The organism is Cellulomonas sp. GTC20042 (assembly GCF_055389595.1).
The window spans coordinates 209,173-227,582 of sequence record NZ_AP043678.1; the positions used below are offsets into that span (position 1 = coordinate 209,173).

The 18,410-nt window shown below is 74.7% G+C and carries 19 protein-coding genes; 4 read left to right on the forward strand and 15 right to left on the reverse strand.

Going from position 1 to position 18,410, the window contains the following annotated elements; translation table 11 throughout:
• Positions 1-12 precede the first annotated feature (12 nt).
• From fni to ACZ5HG_RS01025, 11 genes are all read right to left on the reverse strand, one after another.
• A complete protein-coding gene (gene fni, locus ACZ5HG_RS00975; RefSeq protein WP_464179759.1) occupies positions 13-1,125 on the reverse strand; it encodes a type 2 isopentenyl-diphosphate Delta-isomerase in 1,113 nt (370 codons plus the stop codon).
• On the reverse strand, positions 1,115-2,239 hold the full coding sequence (locus ACZ5HG_RS00980; protein ID WP_464179762.1) for a phosphomevalonate kinase: 1,125 nt from the start codon (positions 2,237-2,239) through the stop codon (positions 1,115-1,117). The genes fni and ACZ5HG_RS00980 overlap by 11 nt, the downstream gene beginning before the upstream one ends.
• Positions 2,236-3,243 carry a diphosphomevalonate decarboxylase gene (mvaD, locus tag ACZ5HG_RS00985; protein ID WP_464179764.1) on the reverse strand — a complete coding sequence of 336 codons (1,008 nt, stop codon included), beginning with the start codon at positions 3,241-3,243 and terminating at the stop codon, positions 2,236-2,238. The genes ACZ5HG_RS00980 and mvaD overlap by 4 nt, the downstream gene beginning before the upstream one ends.
• A complete protein-coding gene (gene mvk, locus ACZ5HG_RS00990; RefSeq protein ID WP_464179766.1) occupies positions 3,240-4,220 on the reverse strand; it encodes a mevalonate kinase in 981 nt (326 codons plus the stop codon). Before mvk ends, mvaD begins: the two co-directional genes overlap by 4 nt.
• Positions 4,221-4,228: 8 nt before the next feature.
• Positions 4,229-5,581: a tripartite tricarboxylate transporter permease gene (locus ACZ5HG_RS00995; protein ID WP_464179768.1), complete on the reverse strand. Its 1,353-nt coding sequence runs from the start codon at positions 5,579-5,581 to the stop codon at positions 4,229-4,231.
• A 54-nt stretch (positions 5,582-5,635) separates the two neighbouring features.
• Positions 5,636-5,983: a hypothetical protein gene (locus ACZ5HG_RS01000; RefSeq protein WP_464179770.1), complete on the reverse strand. Its 348-nt coding sequence runs from the start codon at positions 5,981-5,983 to the stop codon at positions 5,636-5,638.
• Between the two features lie 151 nt (positions 5,984-6,134).
• Positions 6,135-6,878 (reverse strand): uracil-DNA glycosylase, encoded by a 744-nt coding sequence (locus ACZ5HG_RS01005; RefSeq protein WP_464179772.1) that lies wholly within the window; start codon positions 6,876-6,878, stop codon positions 6,135-6,137.
• A 14-nt stretch (positions 6,879-6,892) separates the two neighbouring features.
• Positions 6,893-7,510, reverse strand: a complete 618-nt coding sequence (locus ACZ5HG_RS01010; RefSeq protein WP_464179775.1) for an L-threonylcarbamoyladenylate synthase — start codon at positions 7,508-7,510, stop codon at positions 6,893-6,895.
• A gap of 37 nt (positions 7,511-7,547) precedes the next feature.
• Entirely contained in the window at positions 7,548-8,168 is a 621-nt protein-coding gene (locus ACZ5HG_RS01015; RefSeq protein ID WP_464179777.1) for a hypothetical protein, read from the reverse strand.
• Positions 8,165-10,177: an alpha/beta hydrolase gene (locus tag ACZ5HG_RS01020; protein ID WP_464179780.1), complete on the reverse strand. Its 2,013-nt coding sequence runs from the start codon at positions 10,175-10,177 to the stop codon at positions 8,165-8,167. Before ACZ5HG_RS01020 ends, ACZ5HG_RS01015 begins: the two co-directional genes overlap by 4 nt.
• Positions 10,174-10,467: a hypothetical protein gene (locus ACZ5HG_RS01025; protein WP_464179782.1), complete on the reverse strand. Its 294-nt coding sequence runs from the start codon at positions 10,465-10,467 to the stop codon at positions 10,174-10,176. Before ACZ5HG_RS01025 ends, ACZ5HG_RS01020 begins: the two co-directional genes overlap by 4 nt.
• Before the next feature lie 167 nt (positions 10,468-10,634).
• On the opposite strand from ACZ5HG_RS01025, the gene ACZ5HG_RS01030 reads away from it, so the two are divergent.
• On the forward strand, positions 10,635-11,240 hold the full coding sequence (locus tag ACZ5HG_RS01030; RefSeq protein ID WP_464179785.1) for a class I SAM-dependent methyltransferase: 606 nt from the start codon (positions 10,635-10,637) through the stop codon (positions 11,238-11,240).
• A gap of 19 nt (positions 11,241-11,259) precedes the next feature.
• Here ACZ5HG_RS01030 and ACZ5HG_RS01035 read toward each other — a convergent pair whose 3' ends face one another.
• Complete coding sequence (locus ACZ5HG_RS01035) at positions 11,260-11,736, reverse strand: hypothetical protein (RefSeq protein WP_464179787.1); 477 nt, start codon at positions 11,734-11,736, stop codon at positions 11,260-11,262.
• A gap of 160 nt (positions 11,737-11,896) precedes the next feature.
• On the opposite strand from ACZ5HG_RS01035, the gene ACZ5HG_RS01040 reads away from it, so the two are divergent.
• Entirely contained in the window at positions 11,897-12,919 is a 1,023-nt protein-coding gene (locus ACZ5HG_RS01040; protein WP_464179790.1) for an aldo/keto reductase, read from the forward strand.
• Between the two features lie 38 nt (positions 12,920-12,957).
• Complete coding sequence (locus ACZ5HG_RS01045; protein WP_464179792.1) at positions 12,958-13,377, forward strand: MerR family transcriptional regulator; 420 nt, start codon at positions 12,958-12,960, stop codon at positions 13,375-13,377.
• Between the two features lie 87 nt (positions 13,378-13,464).
• On the opposite strand, the gene ACZ5HG_RS01050 is transcribed toward ACZ5HG_RS01045, so the two are convergent.
• From ACZ5HG_RS01050 to ACZ5HG_RS01060, 3 genes are all read right to left on the reverse strand, one after another.
• Entirely contained in the window at positions 13,465-15,528 is a 2,064-nt protein-coding gene (locus tag ACZ5HG_RS01050) for an elongation factor G (RefSeq protein ID WP_464179794.1), read from the reverse strand.
• A 117-nt stretch (positions 15,529-15,645) separates the two neighbouring features.
• On the reverse strand, positions 15,646-16,581 hold the full coding sequence (locus ACZ5HG_RS01055; protein ID WP_464179797.1) for an FKBP-type peptidyl-prolyl cis-trans isomerase: 936 nt from the start codon (positions 16,579-16,581) through the stop codon (positions 15,646-15,648).
• 154 nt (positions 16,582-16,735) lie between these two features.
• Positions 16,736-17,098, reverse strand: a complete 363-nt coding sequence (locus ACZ5HG_RS01060) for a winged helix-turn-helix transcriptional regulator (RefSeq protein WP_464182067.1) — start codon at positions 17,096-17,098, stop codon at positions 16,736-16,738.
• A gap of 157 nt (positions 17,099-17,255) precedes the next feature.
• On the opposite strand from ACZ5HG_RS01060, the gene ACZ5HG_RS01065 reads away from it, so the two are divergent.
• Positions 17,256-18,119 (forward strand): SDR family oxidoreductase, encoded by an 864-nt coding sequence (locus ACZ5HG_RS01065; protein WP_464179799.1) that lies wholly within the window; start codon positions 17,256-17,258, stop codon positions 18,117-18,119.
• Positions 18,120-18,410 lie beyond the last annotated feature (291 nt).

Consider the following 18,410-nt stretch of genomic DNA (forward strand, 5'->3'; position numbering starts at 1 on the left):
TCGCGCGGGTGTCTACAGCCCGGAGCGGCGGGCGTACGCGGCGGCGTCGATCCCACGCAGGTCGCAGAACTCGCGGACCGGCCCGGTGATCAGCAGGTCGGTGCGGCGCAGGTCGGCGGGCGTGCGTGCGCCGAGCAGGGTCATCAGGTCGCCGATCTGCCCCAGCCAGGACTCGATCCGGGCGACCAGCGCGGACTCGCCCTCGTCCAGCAGCAGCCGCAGGAACCCGCCCGCGACGCCGACGGCGGTGGCGCCGAGCGCGAGCGCGCGGACCACGTCGAGCGGGTGCCGCACGCCGCCGGAGGCGAGCAGGTCGACGCCGTCCACGGTCGAGGCGTCCAGCAGGCCCTCGACGGCGGACTGCCCCCAGCCGGCCAGGTAGTCGAAGGCGCCGTCGTCGCGGCGGGCAGCCTCGATCGCGGCGAAGTCGGTGCCGCCGCGCCCGGAGACGTCCACGGCGGCCACCCCGAGGTCGCGCAGCATGGCGACGGTGCCGCGGCTCATGCCGGCGCCGACCTCCTTGACCACCACGGGCACCCCCGCACCGGCGACGATCGCGGCGACGCCGTCGGCCCAGCGCGTGAAGTCGCGGTCGCCCTCGGGCATCACGATCTCCTGCGCGGGGTTCACGTGGACCTGGAGGGCGTCGGCGCCGAGGATCTCCACCGAGCGGCGGGCCTGCGCGGGGCTGACGTTCGCGTTGACGTTGGCCAGCACGAAGCCGTCGGGGTTGAGGTCGCGCAGCACCCGGAAGGACGGGATGGCGGCGGGGTCGCGGTGGATGATCCCGGTGGAGCCCGACGCGATCGGCACGCCGGTCTCGCGGGCGGCGACGGCCAGCGCGCGGTTGATCGTGGCGGTGTGCTCGGAGCCGCCGGTCATGCCGTTGATGTAGAGCGGCACCGGCCAGTCGAGCACCCGGCCGTGCACGGCGAGGTCGACGGCGGCGCGGTCCCCGGCGGCCAGCGGGTGGTTCATCGGGCGCACGTGGTCGAAGTCGTGCGGGCGGGGCTCGCCGTGCTGGGCGGCGGCCAGCCGGACGTGGTCGTCCTTGCGCCGGGCGTCCTGCGCGGCGGCGGCGGGGTCGGGGGTCAGCCGGGGCCCGGGCGTGGTCTCAGCGGCCATCGCCGGTCCCGTCGTCCCGGGCATCGCCCTGCGGCGGCTGCACCCGCAGCGACAGGTGCCGCACGTCCGACAGCTCCCACTCGCGCAGCATCGGCTCCAGGTCGGTGCCGGTGTCCACGAGCACGATCCCGCAGTCCCCACCACCGGCCCCGGAGGACTTCGCGGCGGCGCCGACCAGCTCGGCCGACTCGACCAGGGTGCGCAGCGCGGGGGTCTCGACGTGCACGCCGGCGGCCTCGGCCAGGGCGGTGAGCAGCCGGCGCGCCCGGCGCAGGTGCTCCTTGGCGGCGGGGGCGTCGTCGCGCTCGATCGCGTCGGCGAAGGCGTCCACGCACTCCCGCGAGGCGGCGAGGAAGTCGGGGTAGTGGCTCTCGTCGGCGCCCTTGCGGGACTGCATGGCCTCCACGAGCCGCATGGTCGAGGCGGGCACGCCGGTCCAGCCGACCACCAGGTGCATGCTCGCCGGGGCGGGCAGCCGGCGCACCGCGAGGCCCGGCCAGTCGGCGGCGAGCAGCGCGGTCAGCGTCGAGGCGCCGCCCTCGCGGCAGTCGGACAGCGCGGCGCGCAGCCAGTCGCGGTCGAGCGCCGTGTACTTGATCCACCCGCCGTACAGCGAGGCCGCGACGTCGCCGCCCGAGCCCATCGGGTTCACCGAGACGGTGGCGATCAGGGCCAGCCGGAGCAGGCTCATGGTCGGCAGCCGCAGGTCGTAGAACGCGTCCAGCGCCCGCACGGTCGCGGCGGTGACCGCCGCGGAGGAGCCCAGCCCGAACTTGCGCCCGGAGTGGTCGTCCAATTCGCTGGTGATCGTCAGGTCGGAGAACGCCAGCGTGCGGCCCTGCTCGACGGCGTAGCGCTCCACCACGTCGATCGCGGCGAGCACGTAGTCGAAGGGGCGGCTGTCGTGGTCGATCACCACGCGGTCGCCGTCGCGGCGCCAGACCACCGGCAGCCGGCCGTACTGGTCGGAGGTGATCGATCCGGCCCCCTCGGCGGGGGACAGCCGGACGGTGACGTGCCGGTCCACGGCGACGAGCACGGCGGGGTAGCCGGCCTCGACCACGGCGTACTCGCCGGCGACGAACAGCTTGCCCGGGGCGGTGGCCTCGATCATGCCGCCACCTCCACCCGCAGGTCAGGCCCCGGTCGGGCGGTGACCACCCGGCGTCCGGCCAGCCCGTCGGGGCCACCGGCGAGCGCGGCGGCGACGGCGTCCAGGTCGCGCCCGGCGCACAGCACCTTGACGTTGGGCCCGGCGTCCATGGTCGCCCAGCACGGCAGCCCGTCGGCGCGCAGCGCCTGCACCTCGTCCAGCACGGTCATGGTGTGCCCGGTCCAGTACCGCACCGGCGGGCGGGCGCCGAGCATCGTGGCGTGCATCCGCAAGGCGTTGGACTCGGCGAGCGCGCCCACGGCGGGCAGGTCGCCGGCGGCGATCAGGTCGAGCATCGTGGCGACGTCCTGCTCGGTGGACTCCACCCAGCCGGCGAAGAACGGCGAGGTCTCCACCGTGCGCTTCATGGCGACCCGGCTGGACACCGACTTCACGCCGGAGTCGAGCACGACCACGGCCATCGCGGGGTCGAGCGGGCCGCCGACCTCGCCGCCGGGCACCGGCTCGGCGTAGGAGGTGAGGTCGTCGGTGCCGGCGTGCCACACGACGAGGCCGCCGAACACCGAGCGGGACGCCGACCCGGAGCCGCGCCGGGCCAGCCGCGACAGCGCGCGGGGGTCGAGGTCCAGGCCGTAGGCGGCGGTGGCGGCCCCGGCCAGCGCGGCGAAGCCGGAGGCGGAGGAGGCCAGGCCCGCGCCGGTGGGCACGGTCGCCGTGGAGACCACCGACGCCGGGAGGTCCGAGCCGGCGAGGCCGCGGACCAGGTCGAGGAACCGCTGCACCCGACCCAGCGCGTCGCCGGTCATCGGGGCGCCGTCCAGGCTGCCGGTGTCGGCGCTGCCCGGGGCGAGGTCGCCGACGGTGACCGTGGTGGTGGTGCGGAACGCGTCCAGCGTCAGCGAGAGGCTGGAGGTCGCGGGGAGCGCGAGCACCTCGTCACGCTTGCCCCAGTACTTGGCGAGCGCGATGTTGGCGTGCGCGACTGCGGTCGCGGAGCGGGTCATCCGAGAGGCACCTGGGAGGGGGTCGACAGTTGCCGCGCGTCGGTCCGGTGCAACCAGGTGCGTGGGGCCCCGGCGCGGCGCAGGGCAGCGGCGATCGTACCAGCGGAGGCGGCGTCAGCCGCGAGCGCCAGCAGGCAGCCGCCCTGCCCGCCGCCGGTCAGTTTCGCGCCGAGGGCCCCCGCGTCCAGCGCCGCGGCGACCAGGGTGTCGAGCTCCGGCGAGGAGACACCCAGCTCCGCCAGCGCGTGGTGCGCGCGGGTCATCCGCTCGCCGAGCGCCACCGGGCGGTCCAGCGCGAGGTCGTCGACGGTGTCCCGGGTGATCTGCCCCAGCTCCGTGATCAGCTGGGCACCGCGTGCAGGGTGGCGCTCGCGGAACGCCCGCACCTCGGCGACGGCCAGCCGGGTGCGCCCGTGCACGCCGGTGTCCGCGATCACCAGGTGCGCCTGGAGCCGCAGGTCGAGGGACCGGGTCTCGCCGCCCTGGAACCAGACCGGCTCGGTGGAGGCGGTGGTGCGCGCGTCCAGGCCGCTCGGGCTGCCGTGCGCGACGCGCTCGCCGACCTGCACCAGGTCGAAGTGCTCCTGCGCGGTCAGCGTCACCCCGGCCAGGTCGGCCAGCGCCAGGGCCAGCGCACCGGCGGTGGCGGCGCTCGACCCCAGGCCGCGGGCGGCGGGGATCGTGGACTCGGTGGACAGCACCAGGTCGCGGTGCGGCAGGCCGAGGTGGTCGAGGGTGGCCTCGATCGCGGCGCGCGGCGCCGACAGCTCCTCCGGGGCGTCGGCGAGGGTGCCGGAGTACAGCACCGACTCGACGCCGAGCGGACCGGTCTCGCGGCGCACGGTGGCGCGCATCGGCAGGCTGGCCAGTGGCAGCGCGATAGCAGGCTCGCCGTACACGACGGCGTGCTCGCCGACCAGGATCGCCTTGGCGCGGGTGGACCCGGTGCCGACGTCCTTCTGCGGGGTGCTGATCATGGCTCCTCTTACATCAGGTGGAGGACGAACCACGGGGCCGCGTACAGCGACATGAACTGCACCCCGTAGTTGACGCCCAACCGGTTCAGGGTGCCGCAGGTCAGCCCGACCAGCAGCACGGCGAAGACGTTGATCAGTCCGGCGTCCAGGTACGCGAGCAGCAGGACGAAGACCAGGAACAGTGCGAGGACCGCCTCGTGCGGCACGTGGCGGGTGACGATCGCGGTCAGCCGGAAGGAGTAGCGGACCGCCAGCACGTAGGAGAGCACCAGCGCGATCACGGTTCCGATCAGCACCGCGACCACGAACTGCCCCGTCGACAGCAGGTGGTGCAGGTTGTGGTCGAGGCTGAGCACCGGCGGCGCGTTGAACAGCGCGTTGGCCGGGCCGACGGCGACGGGGGACAGCGGCAGCCCGATCGCCAGCAGCGGGATGATCAGCCCGGCCAGGTAGGTGGAGTGCGCCAGGGCGGCCATCGAGGTGATCGCCCGCGACGACCTCTCGCCGGGATCCTTCGCCCGCGCACCCGACGCCTCGCCCATCAGCAGCGTGAGCGCCACCGGCGACAGGAAGAACAGCGGGGTCGACGCCACCGACACCGCCGCGCTGGCGCCCAGCTCGGCACGGGTGAGGATGCGACGCGGGTTGAGCGACTCGCCCTTCATCTCCGTGGTGGTGATCCGCACCGGCGTGCGCCCGAACCGCGGCATCGCCGCGCGCAGCGTCGGGTTGAGCAGCGAGAGCAGGCTCATCAGCAGCGGGCCCGCGGTGATCGACAGGAAGAACGACACCGTGATCGTGGCGTCCTCGGCGATCACCCCGGTCTGCCGGTACAGCGCCTGCACGCCCTGGAACAGCAGCCCCAGCGGCACGATCGCCAGCAGGGACAGCAGCCGGTTCTTGCCGAGCAGCGCCAGCACCACCGCCCCGCCGACGAACAGCAGCGACCCGTGCTCCCGCAATTGGGCGCCCCAGGGCGCGATGGCCCCGGCGATCAGCAGCGACAGCGGCACCGACACCAGCGTGCCGATCACCGACCCGGCGGCCATCTTGCGGATCGTCTGCGCCGCCAGGCCCTCGCGCTTGAGGGTCAGCGCATGATCGATCATCGGCGCCGACAGCACGCCGCCGGGCAGGCCGACCAGCGCCGTCGGGATCGAGTTGGTGAGGTTCAGCGTGACCACGGCGGCGATGAAGAACGTCAGCACCACCTGCGGGTCCACGCCGCCGAGCACCAGCGCGAGCGTCACCGGCAGCAGCACGGAGGTCTCGTCGGTGCCCGGGATGAACCCGATGAGCGTGTACAGCGCGACCGCCGCGAGGGCGGCGCCGATCATCGGGAGCAGGAGGGTGAGGTCCACGGAGGTCTTTCGGTGGGGGACGGCGGTGCGCGGCGGGGGCTCGCGCGGGCCGTCTCAGGCGGAGGTGCGGCCGGGGCGGGCCGGTGCCTCCGGGGGATCCGAGGTCAGCGCGGACCCCGGGTCGTCGGCGGGGGTCGCCACCGTCGCGGCCGCGGGCACCGCGGGGACGGTCGGCAGGTCGTCGGTGATCTGCACGTCCCGCTTGGGGCGGATCAGCACCACGGCGAGCAGGAAGCCGATCACCGCGCCGCCGAGGCCCCAGAAGAACTCCGAGCCGTCGACCGCGCGACCGAGCACCACCGCGGCCACCGTGGCGGCGCCGCAGACCGCCAGCGCGACCACCATGTCGCGCAGCGAGACCCGGTCGCCCCAGATCTCGACCAGCTCGTCGTCCGTGCTCACGATCCTCCCGATGTCCCCGTCGTCCGCACGACACCCTAGGTCCGCGGCTGCGGCGGCCCTGTGGCGTCGTTGTGCGCGCGCGGTGGACGCGTGTGCAGGTCGACGGCCAACTGTGCGGCGCGGGGCGGCCCCGGGGCAACTCGGGGGTGGCTCAGCCCGCGGCGAGCACCCGGGCGCGGGCCAGCACCGCGTCGATCATCGCCGGGGTGAGCCGCCCCGTGTAGGTGTTGTGCGGGCTGACGTGGAAGCACCCGAGCAGGGCCAGCGAGGCGCCGTCCGCCCGCTCGATCGTCACCTCGGCGCCGTGGCCGAACCGCGGTCGCGGCCGGGGGACGTCCCAGCCCTGCTCCTCGAGCGTGCGCAGCAGCGCGTCCCAGCCGAACCCCCCGAGCACCACGACCACCCGCGGGCCGACCAGCGCGATCTCCCGGGACAGCCACGGCCCGCAGCGTTGCCGCTCCTGCGGCGTCGGCTTGTTCGCCGGCGGCGCGCAGTGGACCGGGGCGGTCATCCGCAGACCGGTGAGGACCTGGCCGTCACCGACGTGCGTCGAGGTCGGCTGCGACGCCAGCCCCGCGCGGTGCAGGGCAGCGAACAGGAAGTCCCCCGAGGGATCACCGGTGAACATCCGCCCGGTGCGGTTGGCCCCGTGCGCCGCCGGGGCCAGCCCGACGAGCATGATCCGCGCGTGCGGATCACCGAAACCCGGCGCGGGCCGACCCCAGTACGTCTGGTCGCGGAACGCCGCCCGGCGCACCGTCGCGACCTCCTCCCGCCAGGCCACCAGGCGCGGGCACGCCCGGCACTCCACCAGCGCGCCGTCCATCGCCGCGAGGTCGGGCGCCTCGCGGGCGAGCAGCGGGTAGGCCGGGTCGTCCGGCGTCGGGGCTGTCACGGCGGGCCCGCCGGTCAGAAGCGGTCCGGGTCGCCGGCGCCCACCCGCACGACCTCCGGGAAGCCGTCCGTCCAGTCGACCACCGTCGTCGGCGCGTCCCCGCACTCCCCGGCGTCCACCACGGCGTCCAGGGCGTGACCGAGCTCCTCCTGCACGGTCCAGCCGTCGACCATCGGCGTCTCGCTCCCCGGCAGGATCAGCGTGCTCGACAGCAGCGGCTCGCCGAGCTCGCGCAGCAGCGCCTGCACCACCCGGCTGTCCGGGATCCGCACGCCGACGGTCTTCTTCTTCGGGTGCGCCAGGCGCCGGGGCACCTCCTTGGTGGCCGGCAGGATGAACGTGTACGGCCCCGGCGTCGCCGCCTTGATCGCCCGGAACGGCGCGTTGTCCAGGTGCACCAGCTGGCCGAGCTGTGCGAAGTCCGCGCACATCAGCGTGAAGTGGTGCCGCTCGTCCAGGTGCCGGATCTCGCGGATCCGCTGCGCGCCCGTCTGGCTGCCCACCAGGCAGCCCAGCGCGTAGCCGGAGTCCGTCGGGTAGGCGATCAGGGCGTCGTCCCGCAGCAGCTGCACCAGCTGCCCGATCGAGCGGGCCTGCGGGTCGTGGGGGTGCACGTCGAAGTACCGGGCCATGGGTCGAGAGTAGGCCGGTCGGGGCGGTTCGGTCGGGTCACCAGGTGGGCTGCGGGGTGTCCTGGGTGACGAAGGAGAAGTCGTGGGGGCGCTCGGGGTCCCACTCGGTCATGTGCCGGGGGGAGGGGGCGCAGGGGGACAGGACGCTGACGTCGAGGTAGGAGAGGTTGTGGTCCGGGACGGTGTCGACCCAGTGCTGCGACGCGGCCCTGACCAGGAGTGTCCAGTCGTCCTTGACCAGGTTCACGCCGGCAGCGGAGTCGTCGGCCCGGAAGTCGCGCGAGAGGGTCCAGCCGTCGGCGAGGTAGGACTGGAGCAGGGGTTCGATCAGGTCGATGGTGGCCTGGCGGGGTTCGATGTCGTAGCCGACGTTGTAGATCCAGTAGGACTCGTCGGGGCCGTCCCAGTGGTCGTCGTAGAGCTCGTCGTGGCAGGGGTCCCAGCCGCTGTGGCTGGGGACGAGCTCGCCGCCGGTGATCGTGAGGTCGGGGTGGGTGGCGATGACGGTGTCCTGGACCCGGGGCGGGATGTCGCCGGCGAGGGACGCGGTCACCGTCCAGGTCTGGCGGACGGCCGCGACGCGCGCGGGCTGGGTGGGGCCGCTCGCGCAGCCCGCGAGCAGCAGCACGGCCGCGACGGCAGCGGCGGGGCGTCTCATCGCACCTCCTCGGTCGGCGGGACGTAGTCGGGGTCGGCCATCGGGTAGTCGCGGCCGGTGCGGACCAGCCGACCTCCCGGCGTGACCTCCCAGGTGTCCACCGGTGGGGTCCACAGCGAGATCCGTTCGCCGGTCATGATGGCGCGGATGTTGCGGAACGCATCGGTGTCGGGGGCGAAGACACCGTCGTGCGCGCCGGCACCCTGCACGAGCCCGACGGGCGCACCAGACTCGTCGTAGACCCGGCCGGTCTCGACCCGGACGGTGCCGGTGACCTCGTCCGGGTCGCGCCCGTGCGCCCCCAGCGCCTGCACCCCCTCGATCGGGTCACCGGGCGCGGTCATCGAGTACCGCGGGGTCTCCGGTGCGGTGTACTCATGGCTGTCGCGGACCGCGGAGCCGGAGGCCTCGACGTACAGCACCCGGTCGACCACCATGCCGTTCGCCTCCGCCCAGCCCACCACGAGCCCGCCGTAGGAGTGCCCGACCACGGTGAGCGGCGTTCCGCCCGCGGCGCGGACGCCGTTCGCGAAGCCGGCCAGGTGGGGGGCGAGCCGGTCGGCGAAGGTCCGGAACGGTGCGTCGGCGGCCAGCGCCTGCGGCATGGGTCCGCCGAGGTAGGTGATCACCGCAAGGTCGCTCTTGTCACTGGTGACGAAGCTCCACGCGCGCTCGGCCTGCCCGTCCATGTTCGTGAGGTTGGTGCCGGTGCCGCCGACCAGAACCGCGAGGTTGGCGGCATCGAGGGAGCCGATCACCTCGCCGAACCGCCCGGCATCCGGGTCGAAGAGCACCACCTGGTGCCACGCCGGGGGATTCGGTTCCCTGGAGTCGATCGCCCCGACCGGCTCGGCGAGCAGCCCCTGGCACCACGGGATGCGGTCGGTCAGCACCTGCCGCTCGGCGCGGAGCCGGTCCAGGGTGTCCTGCACCAGGCTGCGCGCCCCGCCGTCCGTCTCGTCCCCGGGCGGTCCGCCGTCCATCCCGGCCAGCAGCGCCTCGTTCTCGGCGATCCGCAGGTCGATCTCCGCGATGCGTCGCTCGGCGTCGGGGATGGCGGCCCGGATCGCGATGCGGTTGGCGGCGGCGCGCGCGGCCAGGGGTGCACCGTCGATGTTGCCCACGGCCCACGGGTGGGTCCGGGCGATCCGGGCCTGCTCGGCGGCGGTCAGGGCGGCGAACGCGGCGGCGACGGCGTTCAGGCGGCGCGCTGGATCGGTGAAGGTCAGCGCGTCGGCGAGGTCGGGGCAGGCTCCCCGGAGCGCGTCGAGGTCGGGGCGCATCAGCCGGGTCGCGAGGTGGGGGTGGGCGGCGAGCAGGTCGTCGAGGGCGCTCGGGGACAGGTCGCCGAGGCGCCAGCGCAGGGCGGCGTCGCCCTCGGGGGTGTCGGGGAGGGAGGCCGCCCACACCGCGAGAGCCACCGGGTCGGTGCCCTGGGCCAGCCGGAGGGGGTCGAGGCCGGCGAGCCGGGCACCACCGTCGGTCCAGGCCTGCGGGGTGCGGTCGTGCAGCACGCCGATCAGGGCGGTGTCGGCCTCGCGTCGGCGGTCGCTCAGGTCGGTCAGGGCGTTCTCGGCGGCGACGACCTGAGCACCCGCGTCCCGGAGGTGGGCGAGCGCGGCCTGCGCGGCGGACGGGTCGCCGAAGGCCGCGGTGACGGCCTCGACCTGTGCGGCGGAGTACCGCGCCCGGGCGTCGTCGCGGGACCCGGCGGCGGTGCGCGCCTGCGTGCCGATCTCCGTGACCTCGCGCGTGTAGCTGGTCAGTGCGGCGGCCACCGGGGCGATCTCCGGCTCCAGCGCTCCCACCCGGTCCGCGACCACGCCGGTGCGGTCGGCCCACGCTGTCGCGGCCTCACCCGACCACGCCGCGGTCAGCTCGCTGGCCAGCGCCCGGACCTCGGCGGTGACCTCGGCCAGGGTGTCCGCGTGCGCGGTCAGGCCTGTGGCGAGGACGTCCAGGCCGGCGACGTCGCCGGCCCCGGGGTGCTCCCGGTCCCACCGGGTCATGATGCCCGCATGCCGTGCGCGGAGACGCCCAGGGCCAGCGCCCGGTCGGCCTCGACGAACGTGCCGGCCGCGCGCGCCGCGTCCTCACCGGCGTCCCGGACCGCGCCCGCGCCGGCTCCGCAGGAGGTGGCGAGCCAGTCCAACCACGGTTCCAGCGCGCTGGACACCGCCGTGCTCCCGGGCTCGACGGCACCCAGGCGCGCGCTCAGCACCACCCGGTCCGCCGCGCGGTCCAGCGCCCCGCGCACCCGCTCGGTGACCAGCGGATCGACCTCGACGCCGTCCGACATGCGACCTCCTCGTAGCATCTGAGATCGCGCACGTTACGGGAGTCCGCGCATCGCTCCGGACCGGATGTGAGGTTTTCGCACCCTGCCCGGCCGACGCCGACCGGGCACGACGTACGAGTACGCTCGCCGGGGCCCGATCGCACGGGCCGCTGCGAGGAGGAACCCCCATGCGCCAGCCGACCCGGTGGGAGCAGATCGGCCAGCAGAACCCCGACCGGTCGCACTGGTACGTCGAGAGGTTCCGCTCGATGGCCGCCGACGGGGCGGACCTCGCGGGCGAGGCGCGGATGATCGACGCGATGCTCGCGCGCGGGTCGCGGGTGCTCGACGGCGGCTGCGGCCCCGGCCGGGTGGGCAGCGAGCTCGCCGCGCGTGGGCACACCGTGGTCGGCGTGGACGTGGACCCGGTGCTGATCGACGCCGCGCGGGCCGATCACCCCGGCTCGGACTGGCGCGTCGGCGACCTCGCCGAGCTGGACCTGCCCGCCGAGGGCGTGACCGAACCCTTCGACGTCGCGGTGCTCGCCGGCAACGTGATCACCTTCGTGGCACCCGGCACCGAGCCGGAGGTGCTGCGCCGGATCGCGGCGCACCTGGTGCCCGAGGGGCGGATCGTGCTCGGCTTCGGCGCCGGGCGTGGCTACACCCCCGAGCAGCTCGCGCTGGACGCGACCGCCGCGGGCCTGCGGGTCGAGCACCGGTTCTCGACCTGGGACCTGCGCCCGTTCGCGGACGACTCGGACTTCCTGGTCGCGGTGCTCGCCCGCGGCTGACTGCCCGGGCCTGCCCCGCTCAGTGGTGCGTGAGTGCGGCGGCCTGCTTCTTCGCCTTCTTCGCGGCCTTCTTCGACACCTTCTTCGCCGAGGAACCGAGCGCGTCCAGCAGGTACGAGGCCGCGGCGCCGAGCATGATCACGTCCTTGGCGACGCCGATGCCCTGCGGGCTGGGGCGCGGGTCGTTCTCGCCGCGCTGGAGCGCGGGCGTGCGCAGGTACATGCCGACCAGGGCGGCGGAGAACGCGGTGAACCCGGTCGCCACGACGACGCGCGGCAGCACCGGCACCAGCAGCGCGGCGCCCAGGGCGATCTCGGTGCCGGCGAGCGCCTTCGTGAACGTCTTCGGGTCGACGTCGGCGAGGAACGGGTACGCGCCGGCGGCCATCGAGTGGTACCCGGTGGCGGCGTCGGGGTCGGCGCTGAGCTTGTCGACGCCGGAGCTCAGGATGTAGGCGCCGGCGCCCAGGCGCAGCGGCAGGTGGCGGAGCTTCACGCGGTCCTCCTCGGTGGTCTGCGTCCCTGGCCGGTCGGCCGGGGGCCCGACCTCGACGCTACGTCCGCCGGGGCGTCCGCGCAGGCCGATCGAGGATCCCGGTCGCACTGATCGTCGATCGCTTGACTTCGAGCGCGCTCGAAGGAGCAACCTCCTCGGCATGAGCACCGACCACGTCCCCACCCGCACCCTCGGCAGCGCCGCGCACGGCACCGCGCTGACCGTCTCCGCCCTCGGCCTCGGCTGCATGGGCATGTCGGACTTCTACGGCGCCGCGTCCGCACCCGGATCGGCGGAGGAGCAGGAGTCGATCGCCACCATCCACCGCGCGCTCGACCTCGGCGTCACGCTGCTGGACACCGCGGACATGTACGGCCCGCACACCAACGAGCGGCTGGTCGGCCGGGCGATCGCCGGACGGCGTGACGAGGTGGTGCTCGCGACCAAGTTCGGCATCGTCCGCAACGGCGACGGCAGCCGGGGGATCGACGGTCGCCCCGAGTACGTCCGCCGCTCGATCGACGGCAGCCTGGAGCGTCTCGGCGTCGACCACATCGACCTGTACTACATGCACCGGATGGACCCGCAGGTACCGGTCGAGGACACCATGGGCGCGCTGGCCGAGGCGGTGCAGGCCGGCAAGATCCGGCACGTCGGGCTCTCCGAGGCCGCCCCCGCCACCATCCGCCGCGCGCACGCCGTGCACCCGCTGACCGCCGTGCAGACCGAGTACTCGCTGTGGACCCGCGACGTCGAGGCGGAGGTGCTGCCGACGCTGCGCGAGCTCGGCATCGGCCTGGTGCCCTACTCGCCGCTCGGCCGCGGCATGCTCACCGGCGCGATCACGTCCCGCGCCGACCTGGCCGCCGACGACTTCCGGCTCGCCAACCCCCGCTTCGCCGACGGCGCCTTCGACGCCAACCGGGCGCTGGTCGCGCAGGTCCAGGCGCTCGCGGAGGCCAACGGCGTCACCGCCGCCCAGCTCGCGCTGGCCTGGGTGCTCGCGCAGGGCGAGGACGTGGTGCCGATCCCGGGCACCCGACGCGTGCGCTACCTGGAGCAGAACGTCGGCGCGACGGCGGTCACCCTGGACGCGGCGGACCTCGCGGCGCTCGCGGCAGCCGTCCCGACGGCCTCGGTGGTCGGCGACCGCTACCCGGACATGAGCACGGTCGACCGGTGAGCCTGGCCGTCGACCTCCCGCAGGCGCATCCTGGGAGCATGACCACCACCGAGGTCCGGCCGACCTGGAGCATCGCGGAGGCCGCCGAGGCGACCGGGCTCACCCCGCACACCCTGCGCTACTACGAGCGGGACGGCCTGCTGCTGGACGCGGTGGAGCGGGCGTCGTCCGGGCACCGTCGGTACACCGAGGCCGACCTCGGCTGGCTGATCCTGCTGGGCCGGCTCCGGGCGACCGGCATGCCGATCCGGGAGATCCGCGAGTACGCCGCCCTCGTGCGCCAGGGCGGCGGCACCGAGCGGGCGCGACTCACCATGCTCCAGGAGCACCGCGCCAAGGTGCTCGCCGAGCTCGCCGAGGTGCAGGAGCACCTGGCCGCGATCGAGGGCAAGATCGCGATCTACGCCGACCGCGTCGCCGCCGGCGACCCCGTCCCCGAGGACGCGCCCGTCCGCTGATCCCCCGTGCGCCGAGTTGTCATCAGTTGTCGCTTCCCGCGTCCGCGAAGCGACAGAAGCTGACAACTCGGCGCCAGCAGCCCGACCTCAGCCCGTGACGAGGTGCGCGGGGCGGGGCTCGTAGCGGCCGGGAGCCATCTCGAGCACACCGCGGCCGGCGGTGAGCGAGCGCAGGTCGAGGGCGTAGCGGGCGAGCTCGGACTCGGGCACCTCCGCATCGATCCGCACCCGTCCGTCGTCGGTGGTCCCGCTGGCGGTGATGTGACCGCGCCGGGCCGAGAGGTCGCCGAGAACGTCGCCCTGCGTGTCCGGCGGGACCAGCACCGTCACCTGCACCACCGGCTCCAGCAGCACGGTCCCCGCGCTGGTCAGCGCCTCGCGCAGCCCGAGCGCCGCCGCCGTGCGGAAGGCCATGTCCGAGGAGTCGACCGCGTGCGACCGGCCGTCCACCACCTCGACGCGCAGGTCGACCACGGGGTGCCCGAGCGGACCGCCGGCGGCCATCGCCTCCACGATCCCCCGCTCGACCGCGGGCAGGTACTGCCGGGGGACCGACCCGCCGACCACGGAGTCCACGAACGTGAACCCGGACCCGGGCGGCAGCGCGTCGACCCGCAGGCGGACCACCGCGAACTGCCCGTGCCCGCCGGACTGCTTCTTCAGCCGCCCCTCGGCCTCGGCGTGCCCGGCGATCGTCTCGCGGTAGGCGATCCGCACCGGCTCGGTGCGCACGTGCACGCCGAACACCCGGGCCAGCCGGTCGACCGCGACCGCGAGGTGCGCGTCGCCCAGCCCGCGCAGCACGGTCTGGTGCGCGCCGCGCTCGACGGTCAGCGTGGGGTCCTCGCCGGCCAGCCGGGTCAGCGCGGAGGACAGCTTGTCGTCGTCGGCCTGCGACACCGGCGTCAGCGCGAGCGCGTAGACACCGGGCCGCGCGGGCAGGGGCGCCGGGGCGGCGGGGCTGGTGGCGCGCGCGAGCAGGCTGCCCGTGGTCGCGCCCTGCATCTTGGCGACCGCGGCGATCCCCCCGGCGGGCACCGCATCCACCGGCAGGTGCTCGCGCCCGCGCAGCCGGAACAGCCCGTGCAGCCGCTCCTCGCCGCCGGTGGCGGTCAGCACCAGGCGGTCCCCGGAGCGCACGGTGCCGGACAGCACCTTGAACACCGACACCTGCCCGACGAACGGATCGGCGACGGTGCGGAAGACGTGCAGCACCGGCTCGCCGGCGGGGTCCGGGGGCAGATCGGTGCTCTCGGACGCGCCCGGCACCTGCAGCGACGCGGCCCGTGCCGGGGCGATCTCGCACAGCAGGTCGGCCAGCCGGTCGATCCCCACGCCGGTCGCCGCCGACACCACCAGCACCGGCACGGCCTCGCCGTCGCGGACCTCGCGGGCCAGCGTGCGCACCAGCTCGGCCGGTGCGGGCTCGTCGCCGGACAGGTACCGCTCCAGCTGGTCGTCGTCGTGGGCGACGATCTCCTCGGTGACCTCGTCGTGCAGCCGGTGCTCCTCGGCGGCGACCTCGGCGGGCACCGGGCAGGGGTGGCCGCGGCCGTCGCCGTCGTAGTCGAGGGCCTCGTCGGCCAGCACGTCGGCCACCCCGTGCAGCGCCTGCTCCTCGCCGAGCGGCAGCTCCAGCGGCACCACGGACTCCGGGGGCGTGCCGCAGCGCTCGGCCAGGTCCCGCACTTCGGCGAGCACCCGGTGGAAGTCGGCGCGGGCGCGGTCCTCCTGGGTGATCAGCACGACGCGGCCGATCCCCGCCTCGTCGCAGCGCCGCCACACAGCCTCGGTGCCGGACTGCACTCCGTCCACCGCGCTCACCACGACCACCGCGAGGTCCGCGACGCCGAGGGCCGCGTCCACCCCGCCGGCGAAGTCGGGCGCGCCCGGGGTGTCGAGCAGGGTGAGCCGGTGGGCCGTGCCGCCGCGACAGGTCCAGTCCAGGTCGGCGATCCCGAGCGCGACGGTGGTGCCGCGGGCGACCTCCTCCGGCTCGTGGTCGCAGACGGTCGAGCCGTCCTCGACCCTGCCGGCGCGGGGGATCGCCCCGGCGCGGAGCAGCAGGGCCTCTGCCAGTGTCGTCTTGCCGGAACCGCCGTGACCGACGAGGGCCACGCTGCGGATCGTCGGCGTCGTTGCCGCGTCCATCCGGGTCTCCTGGTGTTCGCCTGGGTCCCGTCAGGCTAGTCACGTGGGGGCCGGATGCGACAGGGACCTCGGTCGCTGGTGCGCGACCGAGGTCCCTGTCGAGGGTGCTGCCTGAGGTCAGGCCGCTGCGAGGATGTCCACGACGAAGATCAGCGTGGAGTTCGCCGGGATCGACCCGTTGTCGTTCGCGCCGTAGCCGAGGTCCGGCGGGACGATCAGCAGCACCTGGCTGCCGACGGTCTGGCCCGCGAGGCCCTGCTGCCAGCCGGTGATCAGGTTGGCGAGCGGGGTGGTCATCGGCGCACCGGACTCCCAGGAGGAGTCGAACTGGGTGCCGTCCCAGAGCCAGCCGGTGTAGTTGACCACGACGGTCTGGTCGGCGGAGACGGTGGCACCGGCGCCCTGGATCAGCGGCTGCACGACCAGCGTGGTCGGCGCGTCGGTGCTGAGCGGGGTGATCGACGGGGTGCCGTCGTCGGCCAGCGTGACGGTCGGCAGGCCCTCGGCCGGGGTGACCGCGGTGCCCTCGGCGCGCGCCGGGACGTCCTGCGCGGAGGTGACCTCGAGCGACCAGATCTGCGACGGGTCGTCGGTGGTGCTGCCGGGCGTCGCGTAGAGGATCCGGACCCCGACCTGCGCGCCGATCAGCGTGTCGAGCATGACCTGCGGCAGCGTGGAGTCGTCCACCACGTAGGCCTGCGGGGTCGAGCCGTAGGTGGTGCCGACGCTGGAGCCGTCCTCGCCGCTGACCGCGGCGACGTGCATCGTCACCAGCTGGTCGGCGGCGATCGTGTCACCGGTGCCGGGGTCGGCGACCCGCGCGACCGGGGCGGACACCGTGAAGGGCTGCTCGAAGTCGAAGGTCGGGACCGCGCCGAGGTCGCCGGTGATCGTCACGGCCTCCAGGGCGGCGACGTCCTCGGCCGACGGGGTGGTCTCGCCGGACGCGGTGCTCGCGGACGGGGAGGAGGTGGGGTCGTCGCTCGACCCGCCGGAGCAGCCGGCGAGCACGAGGAGCGAGACGGCGAGCAGGGTGGCGGCCGTACGGCGCACGAGCACGTCCTTCGGGTGGGGATCTGGCGGTCGGTGGGCCGGTCACGCGCGGCGCGGCGGCCCGACGGGCGCGGCCAGTGTAGGACCGCCACCTGAGCGCGGGGCCGCGGACCTGCGCCCGTCCTGCGCAGGTCGTGTGGAGGGGGGGACGGGCTCAGCGACCCTCGACGATCGCGTCGGCGTGGCCGACCACCCACTCCATCAGCGGCAGCAGGTGCGCGGACAGCTCGCGGCCGAGCGGGGTGAGCGAGTAGTCGACCCGGGGCGGGATCGACCCGGTGGCCTCGCGCAGCACCAGGCCGTCCTGCTCCAACGTGCGCAGCGTGGAGGCGAGCATCTTCTCGCTGATCCCCTCGACGACCCGGCGCAGCTCGCCCCAGCGCATCGTGCGGTCGGACAGCGCGACGAGCACCAGCACGCCCCACTTGCTGGTGACGTGGTCGAGCACCACGCGGCTGGGGCAGGAGGCGGACAGCACGCCGCCGGTGAACAGCCCGGCGAGCACCGGGTTGCCGATCTCGCGAGTCTTCAGGTCGTTGACCTCGATGCTTACCGTCACGTGGGTACCTTACGTGAAAGTGGGTACCCGACGGAAGGAACGTATCCACGATCACGCCGGTTGGCAGGGGAGGCGGGAGCGTCGGGCTCCCGGCTCGTCCTCAGGAGGATCACCCATGTCCGTCGTCGTCACCGGCGCCACCGGCCACCTCGGCCGCCTCGTCGTCCAGCACCTGCTCGCCCAGGGCGTGCCCGCCGACCAGATCACCGCGACCGGCCGCCGCACCGAGCGCCTGGCCGACCTGGCCGAGCAGGGCGTGCGCACCGCCGTCGCCGACTTCGCCCGCCCCGAGACGCTGACCGCCGCCTTCACCGGTGCCGACGCCGTGCTGCTGGTCTCCGGCAGCGAGGTCGGCCGGCGCGTCGACCAGCACCGCGCCGCGATCGAGGCCGCCGTGACCGCCGGCGTGGGCCGCCTGGTCTACACCTCCGCCCCGCACGCCGACACGACCGCGCTGGTGCTCGCCCCCGAGCACAAGGCCACCGAGGAGATCCTGCGCGCCTCCGGCCTCACCTTCACCATCCTGCGCAACGGCTGGTACACCGAGAACTACGTCGGCGACGTGCAGCAGGCCCGCGAGTCCGGGCAGATCGTCGCCGCCGTCGGCGAGGGCCGCGTCGCCAGCGCCTCGCGCACCGACTTCGCCGAGGCCGCCGCCGTGGTGCTGCGCACCGAGGGCCACGAGAACGCCACCTACGAGCTGACCGGCGACGTCGCCTGGGCCTTCACCGACCTCGCCGCCGCCGCCTCCGAGGTGCTCGGCCGCCCGGTCGAGTACGTGGCCGTCTCCTCCGCCGACCGCACCGCCGGCCTGCTCGCCGCCGGTCTGGACGAGGGCACCGCCGGCTTCGTGGTCGCCCTGGACGAGAACACCCGCGACGGGCTGCTCGGCGAGGTCAACGGCGTGCTGTCCGGCCTGATCGGCCACCCGACCACCCCGCTGGTCGACGGACTGCGCGCGGCGCTCGCCGAGGGCTGACCGCCCGGTTCCTCCCCGCTCTCCTCCCGCGGCCCGGGTCGGCACCTCGCCGGCCCGGGCCGCGGCATGCCCGGGGTCGGTCCGGCGGCCGGCCACCGGGATCTCGGCGCGACGACGCGCGCCAGCACGGTCATGCGTGCGTGGTTCCACGGGTGGTCGTCGGCGCGCCCCCCGACCAGATGGCGTAGTGGTCCGACTCGCACTACCTAGACCGTCCGACCCCTACGTCCTGAGTAGTCCTACTCAGATCCGAGCGCGCACCACTCACTCGGACCGTTCGAGGCGGGCCTG